This is a genomic window from Paraburkholderia sp. FT54 (assembly GCF_031585635.1).
Classification (GTDB): domain Bacteria; phylum Pseudomonadota; class Gammaproteobacteria; order Burkholderiales; family Burkholderiaceae; genus Paraburkholderia.
Map to the genome: position 1 here is coordinate 2,122,314 of NZ_CP134196.1, position 24,566 is coordinate 2,146,879.

Genomic DNA, 24,566 nt, shown 5'->3' on the forward strand with positions numbered 1-24,566 from the left:
GGTTGTCGATGTGAATGGGCGCAACGCTCACGCCGCATTACACTGAAATTAACGCTCTGACGTTATTGGCTTCCATCTGGTCCCCGGCCCCAGCCGAGACAACCTGGCCGCGTACCAGCACGACATAGTCGTCGGCTACCGCCTGCGCGAAATCGAAAAATTGCTCTACCAGCAGGATCGACAGCGATCCTTTCAGCGAACGGATCACCGCCTCGATCTCCATCACGATCGACGGCTGGATGCCCTCGGTCGGCTCGTCGAGAATGAGCAGCTTCGGATTGGTCAAAAGCGCCCTGCCAATCGCAAGCTGCTGCTGCTGTCCGCCGGACAGATTTCCTGCAATGCGCCGGCGCATCGTCTTCAGCACAGGAAAGGTATGAAAGACGTCATCGAAAGAAAATTGCTTGCCCTTGGCGGTCTGATTGCTCTCGCCGGCGTAGGCGCCGATGCGCAGGTTTTCTTCGACGCTGAGTTGCGGAAAAATCTCGCGTCCTTGCGGCACGTAGCCCAGACCCGCCAATACGCGCCGGTGCGACGGCGTGCGGGTCAGCGGCTGGCCCGCCAGTTCGATTTCGCCGGCTTTGACCGGCAACAGCCCGACGAGGCACTTCAGCAAGGTCGTTTTGCCCACGCCGTTACGGCCGAGCACGACGGTGCAGGCGCCGTCGGCGACGTTGAGCGACACGTCGCGCAACGTGTGGCTGCTGCCGTAAAACTGATTGAGTGCGGAAATCTTCAGCATGCTCACCGTCCGAGATAAACCTGAATCACGCGTGGATCATTGCGCACGCTCTCCATCGATCCCTCGCCCAGCAACTGCCCTTCATGCAGCACGCTGACGAGGTCCGCGATCCTGCCGACAAAATCCATGTCGTGCTCGATCACCACCACCGCCCGCTCGGGCGACTTGAGCCGCGCGATCAGTTCGGCGGTGCGTGCCGTTTCGTGGTCGGTCATGCCGGCAACCGGTTCGTCGAGCAGGATCACTTGCGGATCGGCGACAAGCAGCATGCCGATTTCGAGCCACTGCTTCTGGCCGTGCGACAGCGTGCCGGCTATCCGGGGCCCTTCATTCCCGAGGCCGATCGTCTCGAGCACTTCGTCGATGCGCCGGTTCTGCTGTGCGCCGAGGCGCGAGCGAACCATCTCCGCATATCCGCGACCGTTGCGAATCGCCAGTTCGAGGTTTTCGCGAACCCGCAGTGCTTCGAACACGCTCGGCTTCTGGAACTTGCGGCCGATGCCCAGCCGCGCGATGGACGTTTCGTCGAGCGTCGCGAGGTTCGTCACCTTGTTCAGAAAGACCTCTCCGCCTGCCGGCCGGGTCTTCCCCGTGATGACGTCCATCAAGGTCGTCTTGCCCGCACCGTTCGGACCGATGATGGCGCGAATCTCGCCGTATCGAAGCTCCATCGACAGATTCGTGATCGCCGCGAAGCCGGAAAACGTGACGGACAGGCCGCTGATGTAGATGGCGGTGGCCGGTTGTGGCTTGTTCATTGGCCGCCCCTCCTGGTTTCGCTGGCGGCGGCCTTGAGCGTACCCCACACGCCGTTGCTGAAATAGACGACGATCACAAGCGTGACGCCGGCAAGAATGAACGGCCACAACGCCGGCAGTTGCGCCGTCAGCCAGAACTTGAGTCCGTTGATCACGATAGCGCCGACGATCGCGCCGATCAGCGTGCCGCGCCCACCGATGGCCACCCACACGGCAATCTCGACGGACAGTTGCGGCGAAACGATGGTCGGGTTGACGATGCCGACCTGCGGCACGTACAGCATTCCGGCAAACGCCGCGAGTACCGCCGAGAGACACCACGCGAAGAGCTTCAGCGTATGCGTGCGGTAGCCGAGAAAACGCATCCGCGCTTCGTCGTCGCGCACCGCGATCAGCGCCCGGCCAAAACTGGAGCGCGCGAGAAACCGCACGCCGACATAGGCGACCACCAGGAGCAGGCACGAACACACGGCAAGGCCTATCTGCGTGGACGTATCGGCAAGCTTGCGGCCGGCGATGCTCGTAAAACCGGTCATGCCATTGTTGCCACCGAGGCCCACGTCGTTGATGAACAACAGCAGCATCAACGCATATGTGAGCGCCTGAGTGATGATCGACAGATACACGCCGTTGATGCGCGAGCGGAATGTGACGAAGCCGAACGCGCCCGCGACCAGCACGGTGACGACGATCGTGCCGACGATCGTCACATCGAGCCGCGAAAGCATCTTCCATAGCGCGGGAAAGTCGCTCGCGCCCATGTATTGCATGAAGTCCGGCAAGACGTGCGTTTCGGCATAGGCGCCGTTCAGCAGATAGATGGCCATCATATAGCCGCCTATGCCGAAGAAGACGCCGTGCCCGAGGCTCAGGATGCCCGCATAACCCCAGACCAGATCGAGCGCCAGCGCGAGCAGCGCGAAACACATGATCTGTCCGATCAGATTGATGCCGAACAGCGACAGATGCAACGCATTCGACTCCGGAATCACAAAATAGGCAAAGGGCAGATAGAGCGCCAGCAGGACCAGCACCGGCACGATACCGGCCTCCACGGACTGGCCCATCCATTTCGTTGCGAACGCCGACAAGGTGACTCTCCCGCTGTTACGCGGTTCAGGAAATGTATTCATACGCGGGTCTTCAATGCGAAGAGTCCTTGCGGGCGCTTCTGGATAATCAGCACGATGAGCAGAAGCACAGCCACCTTGGCGGCAACTGCTCCGTAGAACGGTTCGATGAACTGGTTGATTTCGCCGAGCGCAAGCGACGACACGACCGTCCCCGCGAGACTGCCCGCACCGCCGAGCACCACCACCATGAACGAATCGACGACGAAGCCCGTGCCCATCGACGGATTGACGCTGGCAATCTGCGTCAGCACCACGCCGGCCAGTCCCGCGAGGCCGGCGCCCAGGCCGAACGCGATACGATCGACGCGCTCGGCGGGGACGCCAAGGCAGCGCGCCATGTCGCGCAGCTGCGTGGTGGCGCGCATCAGCAACCCGAGCTTCGTGAAGCGGACCACGGCGAAGGTCGCCACGAAGATCAGCACGGCGAGCACGATTGCAAATACGCGGTTGTAGGTCACGAAAAAGCCGGGCGCGACCTGCATGCCGCCGTTGAGAAAGCCGGGCGTGATGAACTCGACGTTCTGCGAGCCGAACAGCACCTGAATCAGCTTGATCAACGCAATGCTGACCGCCCATGTGGCGAGCAGTGTCTCCAGCGGCCGGCGATACAGAAACCGGATGACGAAGAATTCGAGCAACATGCCGCACGCTGCGCAGATCACGAACGCCACGGGAATCGCAACGAAAATGTAGGCGTCGAACAAACCCGGCAGATGCGCCTGCATGAAACGTTCGACGAGATACGTCGCGTACGCGCCGATCATGATGAATTCGCCATGCGCGAGATTGATCACGCCCATCAGTCCGAACACGATCGACAAACCGAGCGCCGTCAGCAACAACACGCCGGCATAGCTCAAGCCGCTAAACAGAATCGACAAGCCCTTGCCGAGCGACAGCCACGTATCCATGTTGCGGATCGCGCCCTGCACTGCGGCCAGCACGTCGGGATCCGATCGCACGGAACTTTGCTCCGCAAAGTTCGCCAGCGCGGTACGCGCGGTTTCGCTCGGCACCTCGGCCACGGCCTTGATCGCCGCCAGGCGGTCGGCCTTGACGTTGCTGTTCAGTCCGCGCTTGGCCAGCGCCAGCCTGAGAACGGTCGCGATATCCGGGTCGTTCTGCGCCCTGACCGCACGGGCGACGATAGCGGGGTCGAGTAATGCAAAGAACTTGTCGACTTGCCGCGCGGCCGTCGCGCGGGTGTCTTGCTGTGGCGAGAACAGGTCCATTTCCGCCGACACCACTGCGAGCTTGCGCATCATCACGATGCTCGGCACATAGGGCGAATCCGCCGGCCCATTGGCACGCGGCTGGAGAGTCGCGGCGTCGAGCGCGGGGTTGCCTTGCAGCGTCGCCTGACCGTCGGCGCCGCACTGCAGCGCGCCGTTACGGATCGCATCGACGATCTGACGCGCCCACGCACGCTCGTGCGTGTCGTCCGACACGCCGGCTTCGACGACTTGCTCCAGCGCGGCGGCCTTATCGCCGTCCGTCGCGCAGAACGACGTGAGCATCGCAGCGCGGCTCGGCGCTGCGTTCGCGGTAGTGGCCCAAACAAGCGCCAGACAAGCGATCGCGAAAAAGAGCTGCCTGAAATTGATCATGGGTGTTTCCATTCGATCCTGCCAGGGGACCGGCATGCTTGCGTATGCCGATCCCACAACTGCTGACTGTGCGACAGGGACTGTCAAGCCTTGCCGATGAACGGGCTGAATGCCACTGGCTTCTCGATGTCTTTCGACTTCCACAAAATGTCGAAGCCCTGAGTCGCGTTGATCGAGCCGATCATGTCGCCCCGCCACAAGTACTGCGTGGAAGCATCCATCTTCACCGTGTAACCCGCCGGATCGACCATCGACTGACCCGCGAGCGCCTTGCGCACCGCGTCCGTGTCGGTGGAATGCGCCTTCGCGGCAGCCTGCGCCCACAGATTGATGCCGAGGTAGGTCGACACCATCGGGTCGATCACCATGTCCGGCCGATGCTTCAGGCTATGCGCGCTGACGTAGTTCTTCCAGTCGCTCTTGAACTGGCGATTCTGCGGCGTATCCACGTTCTGGAAATAGCACCAGCAGCTGAGGTGGCCGACCAGCGGCTTTGTATCGAGACCCTCCAGATCGCTGTCGACCACGTCCAGGCCAAGAATCGGAATATCGGTGGCGCGCACGCCCTGATTGATCGCTTCCTTGAACATCGCCGGAATCGAATCGCCGACCACGGTCATCACGACGATGGCCTGGCCACCCGGTTGCGCGGCGAAGTCCTTGATGTCGCGCACGATGGTCTGGAAGTTCGATTGCCCGAATGGAACGTAGTGTTCGCGCCATGCGGAGTCCGGAATGTTCTTGGTCTTGAGATAGCCCTTGAGCATCTTGTTGATCGTGCGCGGCCAGACGTAGTCGCTGCCGATCATATAGAAACGCTTGGCGCCGCCGCCCTGGTCACTCATCAGGTAATCGATTGCGGGGAGCACCGAGCTGCTCGGCGGCGAGTTCAGATAGACGACGTTCTTCGACTGCTCTTCGCCTTCGAAGTGAAGCGGATAAAACAGCAGGCTGTCTTGCGACTCGACCACCGGCAACACCGACTTGCGCGACACCGACGTCCAGCAGCCGAATAGCGCCGCGCATTTGTCGCGCAGAATCAGTTGCTTCGAGAGCTGCGCATACATGGGCCAGTCCGACGCCGGATCGACGACGACACCCTGAAGCTTGCGCCCGAGCACGCCGCCCTTGGCGTTGATCTGATCGATCGTCATCAGTGCCGTATCTTTTAACAGCGACTCGCCATTGGCCATCGTGCCCGACTGCGAGAACAGCAGGCCGAGCTTGATCGGATCGCTGGCTTGTGCGGCGAACGCAGCCTTAGGTAGCGCGGTGCCCGCAGCGGTCACCAATCCGGAGCCGACTGCCGACAGGAAAGTACGTCTTTTCATATGCTTCACTCCGACATGGATTAGAAATCGCAAACGCAAAAAGCCCGAAACCAGACAAGCTGGTTTCGGGCTTTTTTGGCCGGTGCTGCTCAAGACGCCTTTGTCTCGAACAACGAAATGGATGCTGTGGGTCGCCGTGATGCACAGCGGGACAGCGTCACCATATAAGCAACGGTCATGCCAGAGCTTTGCGTTCGGCAGGGGTGCGTGCCGCAAAAGCCTTTGTGAAGCGGCTGTAAATTGATTAGTTGCGCCCCGGTCAACGCGGGAGGCATTATAAATAAAGCACTTTGCGCGGCTGACTACCTGAAAGCCGCACAAAGGCAGTGCGAGTGCGCACCAGTCACGTGCTGCACGCACAAACAGCGCACTTCCCTGGCGACCTTTGGTTTTGACGAATGACTCGTATTGATGCCAGCCGTACCTCGGACCCAATCAGAATTGGCGTCCTGTATTCACGCTCAGGCGTAACCTCGGCCGCGGAGCTCACTCAACTGCAAGCCACCATGCTTGCAGTGGAGGAAATCAATCGCGCAGGCGGCGTGTCAGGACGCGAGATCGAACTCGTCTGTCTGGATCCGCAATGCCAGCCGCGGCGTTATGCCAACCTCGCGGAACAACTGATTCTCGAACACCGGGTTCGGATCATCGTCGGCTGCTATATGTCCAGCACGCGCAAGGCGGTCATTCCGATTGTCGAACGGCACAATGCGCTGCTCTTCTATGCGACACCGTATGAAGGCTTCGAATACAGCCGCAACGTGATCTACACCGGCGCGGCGCCCAATCAGAACACCTTGCCGCTCGCCGGTTTCATGCTCACGCAGTTCGGCTCACGCGTGAGCATGATCGGTTCGGACTACGTGTGCCCATACGAGTCGAATCGCGTGATGAGCGATCTGATCCTCGAACGCGGCGGAGAAAAGGTGGACGAAACCTATCTGCCGCTCGATGCGCCGTGGGAGAGTTATCTCGATGCCGCCAAGCGGATCAAGCAACTCGCACCCGACTTCATTTTCTCCACGGTAGTGGGCGAAGGCATTCCGCATCTGTACCGTGCGTTTGCGCAGGTCGGGCTCGATCCGTACCGCACGCCTATCGCCAGCCACATGACCAGTGAAGCCGAAATCGCGGTAATGGGAAACGACCTCGCACAAGGACACATCACCTCAGCCGCGTACTTCCAGAGTGTGGATACAGTTGCGAACCTCGGTGCGGTCGCCCGCTATCAGGCTCGCTTCGGCGACGACCAGCCGACCAACATGTGCTGGGAAGCCTCCTATTTCCAGATGCATCTGCTCGCGGATGCGATCCGCCGCGTCGGCTCGGACGACCCGACGCTGTTGCTGCGCGTATTGCCCGGCCTCGAATTCGACGCGCCGCAAGGCCGCGTGCGTATCGACGAGCACAACAACCACACGTACCTGCATCCGTTGATCGGCCGGGTCGACGCGCATGGCCGCTTCGATATCATCGGGCGTGCGCCTGAGCGCGTGAAGGCGGATCCCTACGTCGTCTCTCACAGCACGCCAGCGTGGACCGCGCACGCGCATCCTGAACTCGCACGCGCGGGAGAGGTTCGATGAAGCGGACCACGCAGACGCCGGCGATCCTGCGCGACCTGCGTTCGCTAAAAGTCGTTGTGATTCATCCGCAGGATCAGGACGGTGAAGAGTTGCTCGCGCAGCTTCAGCGCATCGGCTGTGACGTGCAGGTATGCTGGCCACGGCTCGATAGCCTGCCTGCCGACACCGGCCTCGTCCTCATGGCGATGCGCCCTGAGGCTCTGTCAGTCGATTATCCGTGGCTCGGAACCAGCACGTCGCCGCCGGTGATTCCGGTCGTGACCTACGAAAATCCGATCACCATCGAAGCGGTGCTGCGGCTAAATGCGTTCGCGACAATCCCGTCGCCGGTCCGCTCGTTTGGACTGTTGACCGCCATCGCTGTCGCGCTGACGCAATTCAAGGCATCCCGCACACGTGAGCGATACATCGAGCGGCTCGAGCAGAAGCAGGCGAAGGTTCGGGTGATCCAGCAAGCCACGCGAATCGTCATGGACTCGCGCGGCATGTCTGAAGAAGATGCATATCAGCTGCTGCGCTCACAGGCCATGCTCAAACGCGAACAGATCGAGACGGTGGCCGGCGACATCGTCAAGGCGCACGAAACACTGAGTTTCTAACGACGGCGCAGTGGCGTCGCGCAAGCGCCCCGATGCATACCACGGCGGTTGTGCCGCCGCTTATCGGGTCCGGCTGTTCATTTGGCCTGCCGATACCCGCCAATTGCCTCGTCGCCCAATACCGACGCCAGAAGGTACTTCATGGCAAATTTGTCATGTCCGCGTCCGTTTCGTGTTAACTACGAACTGATATCCTCGGGCCTGTCTCCGCAATTGCATCGCGACACGGATAGATCCGTAGACCGTCCGGCGTCGTGTTTCCTCGCATGAGCCTGAGTTTCTTCAAACAGTGGTTAAGAGCCCCTGCAACCGTGGGCGCAGTGGCTCCTTCGTCGCGCTGTCTCGCCGACGCCATGGCCGATGGTGTCGAGTCGTTCGAGGCAATCGTCGAGGTGGGCGCCGGCACCGGAGTCGTGACGGACTCTCTGGTGCGCCGGCACCCATCGGCGCGGCTAATCGTATTCGAGCTCGGCGATCAATTGGCCACCGAACTGAGAGGGCGGTTTCCTCAAGCGCATGTGGTCGGCGGTGCGTTTCATAAGAACGTAGAGGTCCTACAAGACCTGCCAGCGAAGACGATTATTGTCTCCGGACTCCCGTTTCGTTCGCTTTCGTCCGGTGTCGTCGAACCGACGGTTGCGGCTTTCGCCGAACTCCTTTACGCCGACCGGGCTCGCCGTCTCGTGCAGTTCACGTATCAACCGCGCGTCCCATTCGCCGCTCCTATAGGCTTGCGTTGGCACCGCATCAGAACAGTGTGGCTGAATGCGCCGCCAGCGAACGTCTGGCATCTCAGCAGCAAGACCAACTGGTAAGGCAGCGCGACGACGCGGCGGGGCTTGCTGCCAACCCAAAGATCCCTAACTTCAGGCATCTGAAGTCTGGTACGCTGCGCCCTTTGCTACCGCTTGCATTCAGATTCGATGGAAACCCCTTTCAATGATCGTGGCGTGTCGGTCACGCGCAACGCTCTCTCGTCCGCCGGCCAGGTCTTTCCGCTGCGCGATATCGTGAGCGTGCAGGTCGTCACCGTGCCGAAAAACAAGGTCTTGCCGCTCACGATTTCGCTGCTCGGAGCCGTCGGCGCTATTGTCGGCGTAATATTGCGCTCGCCGGTGGGCATGGTGTGCGGCACGATGCTGGCCGTGGTCGGCTGGCTCACCTGGCTGACCCAGGACGTCACCCATCGTCTGATGGTGCAGACGGCAAATGGCGAGCGTGAAGCGCTGATGAGCACCGATCGCGATTTCGTCGAACGCGTCGGCGTGGCCGTGAACGAGGCGAAGGCCGCCGCCGCGGCGCCCAAGGTTTGATGCCGCGATTGACCGGCCAGCACGGTGCACGCAGGTCGCGCGCAGGCCGCCCGTTAACACAATTTTGATTCGACGCGCCGCAGCTTTTGCGCTTCATTGAGACGCGCGTCGCTAGAGTGAACGGGTGTCAACAACGCGCGCCGCCCGCCGGGTCGGCGCAACTCTATGCCCCCGTCCGCCGCAACGTCCGACCTCTCCCTCACACGTCCCTCGCGCACCCAGCGCACACCGCAAACGCCGCGCATGGCCCGCCGCACGCATATCGTCGTGCCGCTCGTCATTATCGACGTCACTGTGCCCGGCACATCGTCGGCAGACGGACGGCGCGCGTTGCACGCCGCACTCGGCGACGACCTGCGTCTTTATGTCGTCACCATCGACCAGCAACGCGAGCGCGTCACCTTTCGCGTCGAAGTCACCTCGCGCACCCTCGAAGACGTAATCGGCCTGCTGGCCATCAAACTCGATAGCGCCACGCTCGGCCGCGCGCAATCGACCGTGGTCCGGCGTCCGCGCGACTATTGATTTAGATCGGATGTAGATCGACGCTCGCGCGGGCCGGTTGTCAGCCGCGCCCGCGCCTTCACACATCTTTGCAATTGCACTTGAGCGGCCATGTAGAGTCGCCGCTCCTGTTATCGCGTGTTCCCTCCCGCAGGCCCGCAAGCGTCACGGTTTCCGCTCACGCCGCGGCCAATCCAGCGAGATTGCCGCTCGTGTTGTCCGCCTCACCGCTTGCAATGTCTCGCCTTCGTCGGGGACCCACCTTTTGCAAAGCGTGTGATCCATGTTCCTGTCGTCTCTCGATGCCGCGCGCCGGCATGTGCGCCTCAACCTGCGTCGTTTCGGCGCGACCGCGTTCGTCGTGACCGGGGCGCTCGCCGCGCTCAGCGGCTGCGCCGTGACCTTCCCCACGCCCACGCCGCCCGCGCCGACTGCCTCCCTGATCAACGGCGGCCAGGACGGCCTGCTCATTCCGCTGCAAGTGGAGCGCGTCGACGCAGGTCATGCGCGCCTCGGCCTGCCGGTCCAACTCGACGGCAAGCCGGTGTATGTCGCACTGGACACGGGCACGCAAGGCGTGCGCGTGCTGAAGTCGGTTCTGCCGGCCACAAACTATCCGAACGCCGGCCCGGTGAGTTCGCTGCCGTTGCAGAACGGCGCACAAGTCTCCGGCGCGGCGGTGAAATTGCCGATGAGCCTCGCGGGGACGAAGCCGGCGCAAATCGACGCGCAAGCCGTCGAACTGGTGAATTGCCAGCCCAACGCCCGGCGCTGCGTGGGCATGGACGGCTACACCGGTGAATTCGGCTGGGCGTTCTCGGGTCTGTTCGGCATCGGCGCGGCGCAACCGGACGACACGTGCTGCACGCAACCGCTGAGCGCGTTGCCCGGCAATATCGGCCAGCGCTATCTGGTGCACTCGAACTTTGCGAAACCTTACCTGGTGCTGAGTCCGTCGGGCGCGCTCACCAAGGACTACACAATGGTGCCGATGACCGTCCTGCAAGACGGCACGGCGCAATGGCCGAGAGGTTGCGTCAACGTCGGCGACAAGATGACCTTTTGCGCGCCGCTCGTGTTCGCCACGGCCAGCACCGACATGATCCGCGTGGAAATGGACAAGGCGCCGAACTGGACCGGCGACGACGACGTAGGCAAGGTGCTCAATCAAGGCAACTACAACGCGGCGGTCGGCACGGGCAAATGGGTGCATCGCTATGAAGGTGCGCAAGTGGCAATCGTCAAGGCGAATCCGGGCGCCGAGCGCATCGTGATCGGCCTGATGGGCATGCAGAATATCGACGTGCTGTTCGACTTCCCGCACGGCCAGTTGGGCCTGCGCGCCGCGAGCGAGGTCGAGAAGTTCGCGCAATAAGCGTTGCGGTAGCAGCCAATCAAAAAGGCCGTGCGATTCACCCACAATCGCACGGCCTTTGCACATCTACGGCGAGTTGAAACGAGGCAACCGTCCGCTATTCGATATCCAGCGGATTCACATGCCAGATGTTGCGTGCATATTCGCCGATCGTTCGATCCGACGAAAACTGCCCCATGCCCGCCACATTCTCGATTGCGCTTTCGGCCCACGCGCGTTTGTCGACAAAGCGCGCGTCCACCTCGTCCTGCGCCTTCGCGAACGCCGCGAAATCGGCGAGCACCATGTAGTGATCGCCCCAATCGACCAGCGTGTGGAAAATAGCCGAGAAGCGTAGCGGATCGTCTGGTGAGAAGAAGCCGGTGCGGATCTGGTCGAGCGCCATGCGCAGTTCCGCGTTCTCTTCGTAGATCTGCCGCGGCCGGTAGCCGCTGGCGCGCAGGTTGTCCACTTCGTCGGCGGTGTGGCCAAAGATGAAGATGTTCTCGCGGCCCACCGCGTCGCAGATTTCGATATTCGCGCCGTCCATCGTGCCGATCGTCAACGCGCCGTTGAGCGCGAGCTTCATGTTGCCGGTGCCCGATGCCTCCGTGCCGGCCATGGAAATCTGCTCCGACAGATCGGCGGCCGGAATGATCAGCTCCGCCACGCTCACGCCATAGTTCGGCACGAATACCACCTTCAGGCGGTCGCCGACCAGCGGATCCTGATTGACCTTTTCGCTGACGTCGCCGATCAGCTTGATGATCGTCTTCGCCATCCGGTACGCGGAGGCGGCCTTGCCGGCGAACATCACCACGCGCGGCACCCAGTCGAGTTCCGGATTCGCGCGAATCTGGTTGTAGCGCACGATCACGTGCAGCACGTTGAGCAGTTGCCGCTTGTACTCGTGAATGCGCTTGACCTGCAGATCGAACAGCGCATCCGGATCGAAATGCAGTTTCGTATGATGCGCGAGACGGTGCACGAGCCGCAGTTTGTTCTGCCGCTTCGCTTCACGGAAGGCGTCGATGAAACCGCTATCCGTGCGCAGGTTGCGCAGTTGCTCCAGCTCGAACAGATTGCTGCGCCAGTGCTTGCCGATCTGCTGATCGATCAGCGACGACAACGACGGGCTCGCCTGCGCGAGCCAGCGGCGCGGCGTGATGCCGTTGGTGACATTGGTGAAGCGGTCCGGATAGATACGCGCGAAGTCGGCGAAGATATCGCGCGTCATCAGTTGCGAATGCAGCTTCGACACGCCGTTCACCTTGTGGCTCGCTACGATCGCCAGATACGCCATGCGCACGCGCCGCTGCCCGTATTCGTCGACGAGCGAAATGCGGCGAATCATCTCGGCGTCATGGCCCGATTGCTCGCTGACGTGCTTGAGAAATTGCGCATTGATCTCGAAGATGATCTCGAGGTGCCGCGGCAACAGGCGCGCGAGCATCTCCACGTCCCACGTTTCGAGCGCTTCGGGCATCAACGTGTGATTCGTGTACGAGAAGATCTGCGTGACATGCTTCCACGCCTTGTCCCACTGCAGATGGTGGACGTCCACCAGCAAACGCATCAGCTCGGGAATTGCCAGCACGGGGTGCGTATCGTTCAGATGCACCGCCACCTTTTCGGAGAAGCGCCCGAACGTGCTGTGCGTGCGCTGATAGCGGCGAATCAGATCCTGCATGGTCGCCGAGACGAAAAAGTATTCCTGACGCAGACGCAACTCGCGGCCGGCCGGTGTCGAGTCGTCCGGGTACAGCAGGCGCGAGACATTCTCCGACGTGTTCTTGGTGTCGACCGCGTTGCGGTAGTCGCCGCGATTGAATGCGCCGAGATCGAGTTCTTCGGTCGCGCGCGCCGACCACAGGCGCAGTGTGTTGGTCGCATCCGTTGCGTAACCCGGAATGACGGTGTCGTATGCCGTGGCATTCACGTGTTCCGTATCGATCCACTCGACATGTTCGCCACGCTGCACCGTGCGGCCGCCGAAGTGCACCACGTACTTGATCTCGGGCCGCGGAAACTCCCACGGATTACCCGCGCGCAACCAGTAGTCCGGCGCTTCGACCTGCTCGCCGTTGACGATCTGCTGACGGAACATGCCGTATTCATAACGGATGCCGTAACCGAAACCCGGAATGCCGAGCGTCGCCATCGAATCGAGAAAGCACGCCGCGAGCCGGCCGAGGCCGCCGTTCCCGAGCGCGGCGTCCGGCTCGATATCGGTCAGCGCATCCATGTCGACGCCGAGACTCGCCAGCGCTTCCTTCATCTGGTCGTGGATGCCGAGGGCGAGCAAGGCGTTCGTAAAGGTCCGGCCAATCAGGAACTCCATCGACAGGTAGTAGACGCGTTTCACGTCCTGTTCGTATTGCAGGCGCGTGGTCTTCATCCAGCGCGCGACCAGCCGGTCGCGCACGGCGAGCGCCGCGGCGTGCAGCCAGTCATGCGGATGCGCGGTGACGGCGTCCTTGCCGACGCCGTACATCATGCGATTGGAAATTGAGCGCCGTAGCGCGTCGACGGTACTGTTGAGCTGGTCGAATTCCAGATCGACGGCTGTCATCGAAGCCTCCGGGGAAAAAGACGCGACATGCGCGAACCGCACAGATGACGGACGGGAGGCGCGTGCCGGTCAGGCGGGTTAAGAAACAGAGTAGATCATTTTACGGCCACCGGACACCGGCGAGCGCGAGCGTCGGGTCACGCACATGCCATGCCCGCCGACATCGGCCGGCGCGCCGCTTTTTCGCACGCGCGAGGTGCAAGCCACGTATATGGGGCACTGCGCGCGTGCATCGGTTCCGCAAAACAGGCAAACGATTGCGAGCCAGCCGATGCGCCGTGCATGGAACGCAGCGTCATTATTTTTTCGCCGCGTGACGCGCGGATGAATGAGTCGATGGACTCGATGCGTGGTCAAATCGGAGCGCCTCGTCTGCAGGGCTGTTGTGCCGGAATGGCTTGTGACAACGCGAGGCGGCGTCAGTTCGCGGTGGTCGCGCGGACTTGACCGTTAGTTGCATTGACAGCGAGGTGGGCGGAACCCTACTCGCTCGGGTCCCAGCAGGATTTCCGCGTCTCTGTAACAATCACTACATTCGCCGCGCGCCCCAGCCGGAACGCTTCAAACGCTGGATTCAGACCACGCGCTTCATGCCACGAAACCCCTGCCACACGCGCGCCGTGCGCCTCGACTCGTCCGGCCGCGCGCGGGCATGCTTAACCCGACGAGCCACTGCCTTGTCCGACAAACCTAGCGCCACCGCCGCCCGGCCCTTCCCCGCGGACCGCCCAATGTCCGCCGCCAACCGCCGTGCGATGGCCGCAATCATGCTCGCCGTCGCGCTCGCCACGCTCGACACCGCCATCGCCAACACCGCGCTGCCCGCCATTGCCGCCGACCTGCATGCGGCGCCGGCGGCGTCGGTGTGGATCATCAATGCCTATCAGCTGGCGATGGTCGCGACACTCCTGCCGCTCGCCGCGCTCGGCGATATCGTCGGGCATCGACGGATCTATATCGGCGGCATTGCGCTCTTCACGCTGGCTTCGCTGGCGTGCTCGCTGGCGTCGACGCTGCCGCTGCTGGCCGCCGCGCGCGTTCTGCAAGGTCTCGGCGCGAGCGCGATCATGAGCGTGAATACCGCGCTGATCCGTTATCTGTATCCGCCGCACCGGCTCGGACGCGGTCTCGGCACCAATGCGCTGATCGTCGGCGTGTCGTTCGCGGTCGGGCCGACTGTCGCGTCGCTGATTCTGTCCGTTGCCGCGTGGCCGTGGCTGTTCGCGGTCAACGTGCCGCTCGGCCTGCTGGCCTTGGGCTTCGCCTGGCCGGCGCTGCCGCACACCGGGCGCGGCAAGCACAACTTCGATCCGGTCGCGGCGTTGCTGAACGTGATCACCTTCGCCGCGTTGATCTTCGCGCTCGGCGAAGCGGCCCAGCGTGCCTCGGCGCAACTGGTGCTGAGCGCGGCGGCGATCGCGGTGGTGTTCGGGCTGCTGCTGATTCGCCGCGAAGCGGGCCACCCGGCGCCGATGCTGCCCGTCGATCTGTTCAAGCGGCCGGTGTTCGCGTTGTCAGCGGTGACTGCCGTGTGCTCGTTCGCCGCGCAAGGGCTGGCGTTCGTCTCGCTGCCTTTTTACTTCGAGGACGTGCTGCATCGCAGCCAGGTCGAGACGGGCTTTCTGATGACGCCGTGGCCCGTGGTGGTCGCGCTGGCGGCGCCGCTCGCGGGCAGCTTGTCCGACCGCTATCCGCCGGGACTGCTCGGCGCGATCGGTCTCGCGGTGATGTCGGCGGGGATGGCGTCGCTGGCGCTTCTGCCGGTGCATCCGCATGTTCTCGACATTGGCATCCGCATGGCGATTTGCGGCGCGGGCTTCGGCTTCTTCCAGTCGCCGAATCTGAAAGCATTGATGGCGAGCGCGCCGCCGGAGCGCAGCGGTGGCGCAAGCGGCATTGTCGCGACCGCGCGGCTGCTTGGGCAGACCACCGGCGCGGCGCTGGTCGCACTGAGCTTCGGGATTGCGGGGCGGCATGGGCCAACGCTGGCGCTGAGCGCCGGCGCTTTCTTTGCGGGCGCGGCAAGCCTGGCGAGCGGCCTGCGTTTGCTGGCGCCGTCGCATCGGTCGGGTGTGCATGCGAAAGCGTCGGTGAAATGAAAAAAGCGGGCGCGCCGGGTGACAGTGCGTCCGCTTTTGTTTGCTGATTTTTCTTGCTGGTTGCTTTGCTGCCTGGCTTTGCTGTTCGGCTTTGCTGTTCGGCTTTGCTGTTCGGCTTTGCTGTTCAGCTTCGGCCCCTCGCTGGCGCCTCGCTTCACCGCCCGGCCTCGCGACTGTTCCCGGCGGCCTTGATGCCCGGCGCTTCCCTGCTTGAGCCTTCACTTCAATGCGCCTGGCAGATCAACTCTCCGCCTGGACTTCGCAAGCGCGGCCGCTCGAAAACCAAGGATCAGACCGCGCCTCGCCCAAACGTCACCGCGCCGCGAAGTACCCCTTCACCGCGGCGATAAACGTATCGATATCCCCACGTGACACGTCCTTATGCGTCACGAATCGCGACGCATACAACATCTGCGTCAGAATGCCACGCTCCTTGAGCCACGTTTCGAGCGGCACGCAATGTTGCTGCGGGAATTGCGCGAACACCATGTTGGTGGCGACCGACTGCACCTTGACCTGCTCGATGCCTTCCAGACCCGCTGCCAGATGCGCGGCGTGCGCATGGTCGTCGGCGAGACGCTCGACGTTGTGATCCAGCGCGTACAGGCAAGCCGCCGCCAGCACGCCGGCCTGACGCATGCCGCCGCCCAGCACCTTGCGCCAGCGTTGCGCCACTTCGATCAGCTCCCGGCTGCCGACCAGCACCGAGCCGACGGGTGCGCCCAGTCCCTTCGAAAAACAGATCGAGATCGAATCGAACGGCTCGCACAGCGCCGCAACCGGCTTGCCCGAAGCAACCGCCGCGTTGTAGACGCGCGCGCCGTCGAGGTGAGCGGACAGGCCACGCTGACGCGCAAGCTGCACCGCCTCGGCGACATAACCCGCCGGCAGCACCTTGCCGCCGATGGTGTTTTCCAGCGCCAGCAGCCGCGTGCGCGCGAAGTGGTTGTCGATGGGCTTGATCGCGGCGGCGATCTTCTCCAGCGGGATCGAGCCGTCCGCGGCATTTTCGAGCGGCTGCGGCTGGATGCTGCCGAGGACCGCCGCGCCGCCGCCTTCATATTTATAGGTGTGCGCCAGCTGGCCGACGATGTATTCGTCGCCGCGCGCGCAATGCGCCATCAAGGCCGCGAGGTTGCTTTGTGTCCCGCTCGGGAAGAACAGGCCTGCCTCCTTGCCGGTACGTTCGGCCAGCGTGGCCTGCAAACGCAACACGGTGGGGTCGTCGCCCCAGACATCGTCGCCCACTTCGGCGGCGGACATGGCCGCGAGCATCGCCGGGGTCGGACGGGTTACGGTATCACTGCGCAAATCGATCATTGGGTGTTCCTGTGCGTCCATGAATGACAGCCGGTCGGCGCACCGCTTCGTCGGTATCGACGGACGGACACGGCGCCGGCAGTGTGGCCACACAGTATATTCAATTATCGCGGCGCTGAAATCGCGCCAAAAGAACCTCACCCACCCGACTTGGGCAGCCACGCGAGCGGATCGACCGGCTGGCCGTTCTGGCGGACTTCGAACTGGATCGACGCCACACCGCGGCTGTCCACCCCGACTTCGCCGATGGTTTGCCCCTGCGCGACGGCGTCGCCTTCCTTGACGAGCAGCGTGCTGTTCTGCCCGTAGGCGGTGATCAGCGAGTCGTCGTGCTTGATGATGATGAGCGGGCCGTACGCCTCGATGCCCGAGCCGGCGTAGACGACGCGGCCGGTCGCGGCCGCCTTGACCGGGTCGCCCGGACGACCGCCGATCACGATTCCGTTCGACCTGCCCGGTGCGAAGGCTTTCAGCACGGGACCGCGAACCGGCCATTGCAACACGCCTTGCTGCGGACCGGTGGCCGCCGGGGGCGCGCCGGGCGTCGTAACCGGACCGTTCGGCCCGACGGCGACCGGCGGCGTCACCACACTGCCTGAAGCCATCGGCGGGGACACGCGCAGCACTTGCCCCGGCGTGACCGCGGCGGTGACCGGGAGGCCGTTCCACGCCGCAATCTCCTGCGGTTTGCGACCATACGCCGACGCAATCCCACCGATCGTGTCACCCGGATTGACCCGGTAGAAGCCGGCGGGAACAGGCACCGTGCTGAGGGTGGTCGGGCGGGAAGGCGTGCTGCTATAAAACGGCGTGCTCTCCCACGGCATCGTCGTGCAGCCGCTGAACATCACCCCGAGCGCGGCCGCTGTCAGCAACCGGGTCCCCGTCAATTGCCATGGTCTTGTCATGTGATTTTCCTCGACACTTTATTCAATCAATCGGATTCAATCGATGCCCAAGCATTTGCCGTGCCGCAGTCTCGAGGGCGCGGGCGCGGTTATCCATTATGCCGCCGTGTGCGCGGACAACCGTGCCCAGCATGGCATCGGCCGTCCGCCAAGATTCAGACGCTACCCTCCGCCTCGACCACCAGAATGCGCGCCGCGCCGATCGGATGAGCGACATGTTCGGTGCCCACCGAAGCGTAGAACACGTCGCCCGTTTCCAGAATCGCCGACTGTTCGACGCCGCCTTCGCGATAGCGCATCTCGACGCGCCCATCGAGCACGGCGAACACTTCCTCGCCGTCGTTGACATGCCACTTATACGGCTGATCGGTCCAGTGCAGGCGCGTCGTGATGCCGCCCATGTTGGCGATATCGAGCGCGCCCCAGGCGCGCGCGGCGGTGAAACTCTTGCTGCGAATGATCTTCATGGTCGCGAGTCAATTGAAAAAAAACGACGCCGGCCAGTCATACGATTCATGCGGCATGGCGAGCCACCACGGCTCGCGCGAACCGTGTTCCGGCTGGCCCCATTATAGGTGCGCTACACGCCATGCTTGCCGCCGGCGGGCCGCGCGCCAATTCGTGTGAATATTGAATCCTTTGGGGCCTCGCCTATACTCAGTCATGCTGCCGCGACGCGCCGTAAGCAGAACGTTTGAATCAAGCGAGGGGGTTGAGGATGAACAAAGCCACTTTTCTGGCCGTACAACTCAACGTCGACGATGTGGCTGCGTCGCCCGGTCTGGTCGAGTTGCTGAACACGCATCTGGTCTTCGCCGCCGACGTGGCCGAAGCCGCCGACGCCCTTGTCCAACTCGCCAGCGTTGCGGGATTGTCGAGCGGCGTGGAAGCGAGCGTCGAGATTCCCGCTCTGGCAATCGAGCGACTGCGCGAGGCGCTCGACAATCTGAGCGGCTACGACGAATCCTGGCTGCTAGCCCTCGAACCCAGCCGCGCATTATTCGATGAGATAGGCCGCCGGCTTCGCACACTGCATTAGAGCCGCATTAGCGGATCGCATCTGCGTTGCATCTGGCGGATTCGCCAGCTCAATCTGACGAGCAGCGACCCGATTCCCCATTTGCCGACTCGTTGAGACCTGCGCGTTGAGACCTGCGCGTTGACACCGCGCGTCGAAGCGTGCACGCCGACATCGTGTCAGATACCAGCGCCAAAGCCCCGCCGTAAACAACAAACGCCGCCCGGCAATCCGGACGGCGTTTCAATTTGCTCGCCGCCCGTTAGCCAGGCGGCATTTCCATCAGCTTCAGCGCGAATCAGTTGCCGAAGTAGATCGAGTTACGATCGTTGCTGCTCACCGGACGGCCAGCTTGCGAGCTGCCGGCGATCGGTGCGCCATAGCCGCTGTTCGCAGCCTGGGCGGCGCCGTTTTGAGCGTCGACACGGGCCTCGGCAGCCTGGATGTTAGCCGGGTAATCGATGTGATCGCCCACCGGGTTGTAACCGGCCTTTTCCAGCTGAACCAGTTCAGCGCGGACTTGAGCGCGCGTAACCGGCTGGTTCGATTGAGCAAACGAAGCGACAGGAGCGGCCAGAGCGGCGGCGACGACAACTGCAGAGATAAGAGCCTTCATGATGTAAACCTCCAGAACTTGTTTTAATTCGCTGTGGGCTTGTTGTGCCGTAGCGGTTAAGCAGAAGTTTAGGAGTGTCGACACCTAGGGGAAACCCCTAAATTGATGAAACTCTGTTTCGGATTTCGCAACAGTAGCAGAGGCGCCGTGCCGCCTTGCCGTCTGTCCATTGGCTTTCAGCAATAATTGGCTGTCTCGATTTCAAGCGCCTTCCTAGCCCGGCGTGCCTCGCTGCATAGGCGCGCCGGGCTGTCGGTCAAACGCTCAGCTCCAGTTCGCGTGGAAGCTGCCGGGCTTGTCGATGCGTTCGAACGTATGCGCGCCGAAGAAATCGCGCTGCGCCTGCACGAGGTTCGCCGGCAGGCGTTCCGACCGATACGCGTCGAAATACGCGATTGCCGACGCGAAAGCCGGCACCGGCACACCCGCATTGATCGCCGCAATCACCACTTCGCGCAAGGCCGATTGGTAGTTCTTCGCGATGTCGCGGAAATACGGATCGAGCAGCAGATTGGCGATCGCTTTGTCTTTCGTATAAGCGTCCGTGATCTTTTGCAGGAAGCGGGCGCGGATGATACAGCCGGCGCGGAAAATCTTCGCGATGGTGCCGTAGTCCAGATCCCACTTGTACTCTTCCGACGCCGCACGCAGTTGCGCGAAGCCTTGCGCGTACGAAATCACCTTGCTGAAGTAGAGTGCGCGGCGCACCGATTCGATGAAGGCGTCGCGCTCGGCGCCGAGCGGCTTGGCGGCCGGGCCCTCCAGCACTTTGCTCGCGGCCACGCGCTGCGTCTTCAGCGACGACAGCACGCGCGCGAACACGGCTTCCGTGATCAGCGGCAGCGGCGCGCCGAGGTCGAGCGCGTTCTGGCTGGTCCACTTGCCGGTGCCCTTCTGCGCGGCGCGATCGAGAATCACGTCGACCAGATCCTTGCCGGTCTCGTCATCCTTCTTGCTGAAAATCTTCGAGGTGATTTCGATCAGATAGCTGTCGAGCTCGCCCTGATTCCACTCGGCGTACACCTTGCCCAGCTCTTGGTTCGACAAGCCGACCACCTGCTTGAGCACCGCGTAGCTTTCCGCGATCAGCTGCATGTCGCCGTATTCGATGCCGTTGTGCACCATCTTCACGAAGTGGCCCGCGCCGTCCGGTCCCATGTAGGCGACGCACGGCTCGCCGTCCGGCGCTTTCGCGGCGATCTCGGTGAGGATCGGAGCCACGAGGTCGTAGGCGTCGCGCTGGCCGCCCGGCATGATCGACGGGCCTTTCAGCGCGCCTTCCTCGCCGCCCGACACGCCCGTGCCGATGAAATGCAGTCCGGATTTCGCGAGATCCTGATTGCGGCGAATGGTGTCGGTGAAATGCGTGTTGCCGCCGTCGATCAGAATGTCGCCCTTGTCCAGCAGCGGTTTCAGCTGGTTGATCGTCGCGTCGGTGCCTTCGCCTGCCTTCACCATCAGCAGAATGCGACGCGGTTTTTCCAGCGATTCCACGAATTCTTCCAGCGTGAAGGCCGGCACCAGCTTCTTGTCCGGATATTCCGCGATGAGTTCGTCGGTTTTCTCGCGGCTACGGTTGTACACCGACACCGCGTGGCCGCGGCTCTCGATGTTGAGCGCCAGATTGCGGCCCATGACCGCCAGCCCCACCACGCCGATTGCCTGTTTGCCCATGTGAATTCTCCAGAGTCCAAAAATGTCGTGACGCCGCGCCGGAAAGAACGTCGGCGCGACGTCGAGGGTGAAAGAATAAAAGAAATGCCAGCTTGCCGCTCGTTGGCGGGCAACGGGCGGCGTTTTCTGCTGCGTCGAACGTTTGTGTCAGACCCGCGCAGCGTCCGCGCGTTTCCTGAACACCAGACTGAAATTGTTGGCCGGCATCGCGATCGGCTCGTCGCACACGAGTCCGACCGAAGCGCCCAACGCCACCACCGCCTCCATGTCGCGCACGCCCCACTCCGGGTTGCGGCCTCGCAACTGCTGATCGAACGCATCGTTGCTCGGTGAAGTATGCGCGCCGCCACGTCTATAAGGACCGTACAGATACAGTACACCGCCGTCGGCGAGACGGCGGCTCGCACCCGCGAACAGCGCCTGCGCCGCGCTCCACGGCGAGATGTGAATCATGTTGATGCACACCACGGCGTCGAGCGTGTCCACGCCCCAGTCCGGCTGATGCACGTCGAGCGCGAGCGGCGCGCGCACGTTCGCGAGACCCTGGTGCGCGGCCCACGCGGCGATCGAATCACGCGCGTCGGCATCGGCGTCGCTCGGTTGCCAGTCGAGTCCGGGCATGGCGCGGGCAAACCAGATCGCGTGCTGGCCGGTGCCGCTCGCGATTTCGAGCACGCGGCCGTTAGCCGGCAACACGTCGCGCAGCACCGCGAGGATCGGTTCGCGGTTGCGTTCAGCGGATGGCGAATGTTGCCGCAACGCCGATTGGGAATCTGTCATGTTCAGCTTCGGTTTCAGTAGAGGGTCGTGCGCACGCGTTCGGCGAGTTCGCGATCGTAGGTCGCCGCGTCGAACTGCGCGCCGTTGATGCGCCGGTGAATCTCGCCCGCGCTCGGCAGCCGCGAACGTTCTACATGATGCGCGGGATCCCATAGTTTCGAGCGCACCAAGGCTTTCGAGCAGTGAAAGTAGACGCTGTCCACGTCGATCAGCAGCACGGTGCGCGGCAGTTTACCTTCGACAGCGAAACTGTCCAGCCATTGTGGATCGTTGGTGATACGGCCGCGGCCGTTCACGCGCAAACTTTCGCCCACGCCGGGAATGATGAAGAGCAGCGCGAGACGCGGCTCGACGATGATATTGCGCAGACTGTCGAGCCGATTGTTGCCGATCCGGTCCGGCAGCGCGAGCGTGCGCTCGTCGACGATGCGCACGAAACCCGGCGCGTCGCCGCGCGGCGAACAGTCGAGGCCTTCCGGGCCGGCGGTGGCGAGCACGACGAATGGCGCGACTTCGATGAACGCGCGATAGTCCTCGTTGATGCAGCCAATCTCTTTGCGCACGGCGCGCTCGTGCGGTTGACCGTAGAGGGCTTCGAGCTGTGCGATCGTCGTCAGCATCGGCATTCCTTGTTTGTTGATGTGTCGTTTAATCCAGCGCCAGCCGGCCCGCTAGCGCGGTCAGCGTGTCGGCGCACGGCGCCGCGATTTTCAGCGACAACAGCGGATCGGCGCGCGTGCGCCCCAGATTGATCGCGACGACCGGCTTGCCCTGCTTCTGCGCCCACACGCAAAAACGATAGCCGGAGTAGACCATCAGCGACGAGCCGATCACCAGCACGGCGTCCGCTGCGTCGAGCGCGTGCGAAGCCGCCTCCACGCGCTCCTTCGGCACGCTTTCGCCGAAGAACACCACCGCGGGCTTGAGCAGGCCGCCGCAGTTCGAGCATGCCGGAATGCGAAAGCCGCCGAGATCGTGCCACTCGAGATGCGCGTCGCCATCGGCGGCGGTTTCGGCGGTCACGTTTAGCAGCGCGGGATTCTCTGCTTCAAGCGTCTGCTGGATCGACGCGCGCGAGTGCTGCATGCCGCAGTCCAGACACGTCACACCGCCGATGCCGCCATGCAGTTCGATCACCTCGCGGCTGCCCGCCCGCTGATGCAGGCCGTCGACGTTCTGCGTCACCAGCGTGGGCACATGGCCGGCCGCTTCGAGCCGGGCCAACGCCGTATGCGCGGCGTTGGGCTGCGCGTGCGCGACCACCGGCCAGCCGACCATGCTGCGCGCCCAGTAGCGCTGGCGCATGGCGAGCGTGCCGAGAAACTCCTGCATCGTAATGGGTGGCGAGCGTTTCCATTCGCCATTGTCGTCGCGATAGCCGGGGATGCCCGAGTCGGTGCTGATGCCCGCGCCGGTCAGCACGAACAGTCGCGGGTAACGCTGCACGAAGCGATGCAGATCGTCCAGCGTGTGCGATTCATTCAGGGGTTCGAGAGGGGCGGACTGAAGGTCGGTCATGACGGGGCATGGTGGAGGGCTGCAGCCTCGAGGCGAAACCTCGAGCGCGATTCAACGGCGCGAGCGCGGCTTGCTCCGCCGCGCCGGCGCCCTGTGCTGCTGCGCCTGCCGCGCTTGCCACTCGGCAAGCACGGTTCGATAACGTTCGAGCGCTTCATCGTAGAGATCGAAAACACACGGATTGCAGCCGCTATGACAACAGTCGTCGAGATCGGGCTGCACGGGCGGCATTGGCTGCGGGTCGTCCTTCGGTGTGGCTCGGGGCACGGCAAATCGCGTTCCATCAAAGGCAGGAAGCGACCAGTATAAGTTGATCCCGCGCGGCTTGCTGTTCGCGTGAGGCCGTCAACCCCGGCCGACGAACGGCATCTTGCTCGCCATGATCGTCATGAACTGCACGTTCGCCGAGAGTGGCAGTTCCGCCATGTGCAGCACGGCGTCCGCCACATGCTGGACGTCCATCAGCGGCTCGACCGCGATCTCGCCGTTCGCCTGCGGCACGCCGCGCGCCATGCGTTCGGCCATTTCCGTCGCCGCATTGCCGATATCGATCTGCCCGCACACGATGTCGTACTTGCGGCCGTCGAGCGACACGGCTTTCGTGAGGCCGGTGATGGCATGCTTGGTGGCGGTATAGGCAACGCTATTGGGCCGCGGCGCATGGGCCGAGATGGACCCGTTGTTGATGATGCGCCCGCCGCGCGGGCTCTGCCTTTTCATCAGACCGAAGGCCGCGCGCGTGCACAGGAACACGCCGGTGAGATTGGTGTCGACCACCGAGCGCCATTCGTCGATATCGAGTTCGTCGATATCGACCGGCGAACCGCTGCGGCCCGCGTTGTTGAACAGCACGTCGAGCCGGCCGCGGCGCACGCGGATCGTCTCGAACAGCGCGGCGACACTGTCGGCGTTCGTGACGTCGCACGCCACGGCGAGCGCGTCGCCGCCGAGTTGCTGCGCTTCTTGCACGACGGCGTCGAGCGGCGCCTGGCGACGGCCGGCCAGCACGACGCTATACCCATGTTCCAGCAGCTTGAGCGCACACGCGCGGCCGATCCCGCTGCCCGCGCCCGTCACCAGCGCGACCTTCTTGATTCCCGTTTCCGTCACAGCACGTCTCCTCGTTGCGCAGTT

Annotated in this window: 24 protein-coding genes; 8 read left to right on the plus strand and 16 right to left on the minus strand. The window is 63.1% G+C overall.

The genetic code is table 11. The features are described from left to right. Positions 1 to 37: 37 nt before the first annotated feature. The 5 genes from urtE to RI103_RS29065 all read right to left on the minus strand — a co-directional run bounded on the left by urtE (position 38) and on the right by RI103_RS29065 (position 5,571). Entirely contained in the window at positions 38 to 742 is a 705-nt protein-coding gene (gene urtE, locus RI103_RS29045; RefSeq protein WP_310816015.1) for an urea ABC transporter ATP-binding subunit UrtE, read from the minus strand. Positions 743 to 744: 2 nt separating this feature from the next. After that, positions 745 to 1,500: an urea ABC transporter ATP-binding protein UrtD gene (urtD, locus tag RI103_RS29050; RefSeq protein ID WP_310816017.1), complete on the minus strand. Its 756-nt coding sequence runs from the start codon at positions 1,498 to 1,500 to the stop codon at positions 745 to 747. Continuing rightward, positions 1,497 to 2,633 carry an urea ABC transporter permease subunit UrtC gene (urtC, locus tag RI103_RS29055; RefSeq protein WP_310816018.1) on the minus strand — a complete coding sequence of 379 codons (1,137 nt, stop codon included), beginning with the start codon at positions 2,631 to 2,633 and terminating at the stop codon, positions 1,497 to 1,499. The genes urtD and urtC overlap by 4 nt, the downstream gene beginning before the upstream one ends. After that, entirely contained in the window at positions 2,630 to 4,240 is a 1,611-nt protein-coding gene (gene urtB, locus RI103_RS29060; protein WP_310816020.1) for an urea ABC transporter permease subunit UrtB, read from the minus strand. The genes urtC and urtB overlap by 4 nt, the downstream gene beginning before the upstream one ends. Before the next feature lie 83 nt (positions 4,241 to 4,323). Next, positions 4,324 to 5,571 (minus strand): urea ABC transporter substrate-binding protein, encoded by a 1,248-nt coding sequence (locus RI103_RS29065; RefSeq protein ID WP_310816021.1) that lies wholly within the window; start codon positions 5,569 to 5,571, stop codon positions 4,324 to 4,326. A 398-nt stretch (positions 5,572 to 5,969) separates the two neighbouring features. On the opposite strand from RI103_RS29065, the gene RI103_RS29070 reads away from it, so the two are divergent. The 6 genes from RI103_RS29070 (at position 5,970) to RI103_RS29095 (ending at position 10,948) form a co-directional block, all read left to right on the plus strand. Next, complete coding sequence (locus tag RI103_RS29070; protein WP_310816023.1) at positions 5,970 to 7,157, plus strand: transporter substrate-binding domain-containing protein; 1,188 nt, start codon at positions 5,970 to 5,972, stop codon at positions 7,155 to 7,157. Continuing rightward, positions 7,154 to 7,756: an ANTAR domain-containing protein gene (locus tag RI103_RS29075; protein ID WP_310816025.1), complete on the plus strand. Its 603-nt coding sequence runs from the start codon at positions 7,154 to 7,156 to the stop codon at positions 7,754 to 7,756. The genes RI103_RS29070 and RI103_RS29075 overlap by 4 nt, the downstream gene beginning before the upstream one ends. A gap of 266 nt (positions 7,757 to 8,022) precedes the next feature. Further along, entirely contained in the window at positions 8,023 to 8,571 is a 549-nt protein-coding gene (locus RI103_RS29080) for a hypothetical protein (RefSeq protein WP_310816027.1), read from the plus strand. Positions 8,572 to 8,679: 108 nt separating this feature from the next. Further along, the gene (locus tag RI103_RS29085) at positions 8,680 to 9,069 is read left to right on the plus strand and encodes a DUF6232 family protein (RefSeq protein WP_310816028.1); all 390 of its coding nucleotides are present in this window, start codon (positions 8,680 to 8,682) and stop codon (positions 9,067 to 9,069) included. Positions 9,070 to 9,234: 165 nt separating this feature from the next. Then, on the plus strand, positions 9,235 to 9,594 hold the full coding sequence (locus tag RI103_RS29090; RefSeq protein WP_310816030.1) for a hypothetical protein: 360 nt from the start codon (positions 9,235 to 9,237) through the stop codon (positions 9,592 to 9,594). Positions 9,595 to 9,856: 262 nt separating this feature from the next. Then, entirely contained in the window at positions 9,857 to 10,948 is a 1,092-nt protein-coding gene (locus RI103_RS29095; protein ID WP_310816031.1) for a hypothetical protein, read from the plus strand. Positions 10,949 to 11,045: 97 nt separating this feature from the next. Here RI103_RS29095 and RI103_RS29100 read toward each other — a convergent pair whose 3' ends face one another. Continuing rightward, complete coding sequence (locus tag RI103_RS29100; RefSeq protein WP_310816033.1) at positions 11,046 to 13,499, minus strand: glycogen/starch/alpha-glucan phosphorylase; 2,454 nt, start codon at positions 13,497 to 13,499, stop codon at positions 11,046 to 11,048. A 731-nt stretch (positions 13,500 to 14,230) separates the two neighbouring features. On the opposite strand from RI103_RS29100, the gene RI103_RS29105 reads away from it, so the two are divergent. Continuing rightward, positions 14,231 to 15,598, plus strand: a complete 1,368-nt coding sequence (locus tag RI103_RS29105; RefSeq protein ID WP_310816035.1) for an MFS transporter — start codon at positions 14,231 to 14,233, stop codon at positions 15,596 to 15,598. 312 nt (positions 15,599 to 15,910) lie between these two features. Here the strand turns inward: RI103_RS29105 and ltaE are convergent, their stop codons facing one another. From ltaE to RI103_RS29120, 3 genes are all read right to left on the minus strand, one after another. Continuing rightward, on the minus strand, positions 15,911 to 16,918 hold the full coding sequence (ltaE, locus tag RI103_RS29110) for a low-specificity L-threonine aldolase (protein ID WP_310816036.1): 1,008 nt from the start codon (positions 16,916 to 16,918) through the stop codon (positions 15,911 to 15,913). 137 nt (positions 16,919 to 17,055) lie between these two features. Further along, positions 17,056 to 17,826, minus strand: coding sequence for a peptidoglycan DD-metalloendopeptidase family protein (locus RI103_RS29115; protein ID WP_310816038.1), 771 nt, complete (start codon positions 17,824 to 17,826; stop codon positions 17,056 to 17,058). Between the two features lie 155 nt (positions 17,827 to 17,981). Then, positions 17,982 to 18,293 (minus strand): cupin domain-containing protein, encoded by a 312-nt coding sequence (locus tag RI103_RS29120; RefSeq protein ID WP_310816039.1) that lies wholly within the window; start codon positions 18,291 to 18,293, stop codon positions 17,982 to 17,984. A gap of 251 nt (positions 18,294 to 18,544) precedes the next feature. Here RI103_RS29120 and RI103_RS29125 point away from each other — a divergent pair, with 251 nt between their 5' ends. Then, positions 18,545 to 18,865 carry a hypothetical protein gene (locus RI103_RS29125; protein ID WP_310816040.1) on the plus strand — a complete coding sequence of 107 codons (321 nt, stop codon included), beginning with the start codon at positions 18,545 to 18,547 and terminating at the stop codon, positions 18,863 to 18,865. Between the two features lie 277 nt (positions 18,866 to 19,142). On the opposite strand, the gene RI103_RS29130 is transcribed toward RI103_RS29125, so the two are convergent. The 7 genes from RI103_RS29130 to RI103_RS29160 all read right to left on the minus strand — a co-directional run bounded on the left by RI103_RS29130 (position 19,143) and on the right by RI103_RS29160 (position 24,542). Then, the gene (locus tag RI103_RS29130; RefSeq protein ID WP_310816042.1) at positions 19,143 to 19,460 is read right to left on the minus strand and encodes a DUF4148 domain-containing protein; all 318 of its coding nucleotides are present in this window, start codon (positions 19,458 to 19,460) and stop codon (positions 19,143 to 19,145) included. A gap of 264 nt (positions 19,461 to 19,724) precedes the next feature. Then, the gene (gene gndA / locus RI103_RS29135) at positions 19,725 to 21,134 is read right to left on the minus strand and encodes an NADP-dependent phosphogluconate dehydrogenase (RefSeq protein WP_310816043.1); all 1,410 of its coding nucleotides are present in this window, start codon (positions 21,132 to 21,134) and stop codon (positions 19,725 to 19,727) included. Positions 21,135 to 21,281: 147 nt separating this feature from the next. Then, positions 21,282 to 21,914 (minus strand): DUF938 domain-containing protein, encoded by a 633-nt coding sequence (locus tag RI103_RS29140; RefSeq protein ID WP_310816044.1) that lies wholly within the window; start codon positions 21,912 to 21,914, stop codon positions 21,282 to 21,284. Between the two features lie 14 nt (positions 21,915 to 21,928). Then, the gene (locus RI103_RS29145) at positions 21,929 to 22,534 is read right to left on the minus strand and encodes a pyridoxamine 5'-phosphate oxidase family protein (protein ID WP_310816045.1); all 606 of its coding nucleotides are present in this window, start codon (positions 22,532 to 22,534) and stop codon (positions 21,929 to 21,931) included. Between the two features lie 28 nt (positions 22,535 to 22,562). Next, on the minus strand, positions 22,563 to 23,432 hold the full coding sequence (locus RI103_RS29150) for an NAD-dependent protein deacetylase (RefSeq protein WP_310816047.1): 870 nt from the start codon (positions 23,430 to 23,432) through the stop codon (positions 22,563 to 22,565). 51 nt (positions 23,433 to 23,483) lie between these two features. Next, the gene (locus RI103_RS29155; protein WP_310816048.1) at positions 23,484 to 23,699 is read right to left on the minus strand and encodes an oxidoreductase-like domain-containing protein; all 216 of its coding nucleotides are present in this window, start codon (positions 23,697 to 23,699) and stop codon (positions 23,484 to 23,486) included. A 78-nt stretch (positions 23,700 to 23,777) separates the two neighbouring features. Then, positions 23,778 to 24,542 carry an SDR family oxidoreductase gene (locus RI103_RS29160; RefSeq protein ID WP_310816049.1) on the minus strand — a complete coding sequence of 255 codons (765 nt, stop codon included), beginning with the start codon at positions 24,540 to 24,542 and terminating at the stop codon, positions 23,778 to 23,780. Positions 24,543 to 24,566: the final 24 nt, after the last annotated feature.

Coding starts and splice junctions, on each gene's coding strand:
- urtE (WP_310816015.1), bottom strand. CDS start 742: ATGCTGAAGATTTCCGCACTCAATCAGTTTTACGGCAGCAGCCACACG.
- urtD (WP_310816017.1), bottom strand. CDS start 1,500: ATGAACAAGCCACAACCGGCCACCGCCATCTACATCAGCGGCCTGTCC.
- urtC (WP_310816018.1), bottom strand. CDS start 2,633: ATGAATACATTTCCTGAACCGCGTAACAGCGGGAGAGTCACCTTGTCG.
- urtB (WP_310816020.1), bottom strand. CDS start 4,240: ATGATCAATTTCAGGCAGCTCTTTTTCGCGATCGCTTGTCTGGCGCTT.
- RI103_RS29065 (WP_310816021.1), bottom strand. CDS start 5,571: ATGAAAAGACGTACTTTCCTGTCGGCAGTCGGCTCCGGATTGGTGACC.
- RI103_RS29070 (WP_310816023.1), top strand. CDS start 5,970: ATGACTCGTATTGATGCCAGCCGTACCTCGGACCCAATCAGAATTGGC.
- RI103_RS29075 (WP_310816025.1), top strand. CDS start 7,154: ATGAAGCGGACCACGCAGACGCCGGCGATCCTGCGCGACCTGCGTTCG.
- RI103_RS29080 (WP_310816027.1), top strand. CDS start 8,023: ATGAGCCTGAGTTTCTTCAAACAGTGGTTAAGAGCCCCTGCAACCGTG.
- RI103_RS29085 (WP_310816028.1), top strand. CDS start 8,680: ATGGAAACCCCTTTCAATGATCGTGGCGTGTCGGTCACGCGCAACGCT.
- RI103_RS29090 (WP_310816030.1), top strand. CDS start 9,235: ATGCCCCCGTCCGCCGCAACGTCCGACCTCTCCCTCACACGTCCCTCG.
- RI103_RS29095 (WP_310816031.1), top strand. CDS start 9,857: ATGTTCCTGTCGTCTCTCGATGCCGCGCGCCGGCATGTGCGCCTCAAC.
- RI103_RS29100 (WP_310816033.1), bottom strand. CDS start 13,499: ATGACAGCCGTCGATCTGGAATTCGACCAGCTCAACAGTACCGTCGAC.
- RI103_RS29105 (WP_310816035.1), top strand. CDS start 14,231: ATGTCCGCCGCCAACCGCCGTGCGATGGCCGCAATCATGCTCGCCGTC.
- ltaE (WP_310816036.1), bottom strand. CDS start 16,918: ATGATCGATTTGCGCAGTGATACCGTAACCCGTCCGACCCCGGCGATG.
- RI103_RS29115 (WP_310816038.1), bottom strand. CDS start 17,826: ATGACAAGACCATGGCAATTGACGGGGACCCGGTTGCTGACAGCGGCC.
- RI103_RS29120 (WP_310816039.1), bottom strand. CDS start 18,293: ATGAAGATCATTCGCAGCAAGAGTTTCACCGCCGCGCGCGCCTGGGGC.
- RI103_RS29125 (WP_310816040.1), top strand. CDS start 18,545: ATGAACAAAGCCACTTTTCTGGCCGTACAACTCAACGTCGACGATGTG.
- RI103_RS29130 (WP_310816042.1), bottom strand. CDS start 19,460: ATGAAGGCTCTTATCTCTGCAGTTGTCGTCGCCGCCGCTCTGGCCGCT.
- gndA (WP_310816043.1), bottom strand. CDS start 21,134: ATGGGCAAACAGGCAATCGGCGTGGTGGGGCTGGCGGTCATGGGCCGC.
- RI103_RS29140 (WP_310816044.1), bottom strand. CDS start 21,914: ATGACAGATTCCCAATCGGCGTTGCGGCAACATTCGCCATCCGCTGAA.
- RI103_RS29145 (WP_310816045.1), bottom strand. CDS start 22,534: ATGCTGACGACGATCGCACAGCTCGAAGCCCTCTACGGTCAACCGCAC.
- RI103_RS29150 (WP_310816047.1), bottom strand. CDS start 23,432: ATGACCGACCTTCAGTCCGCCCCTCTCGAACCCCTGAATGAATCGCAC.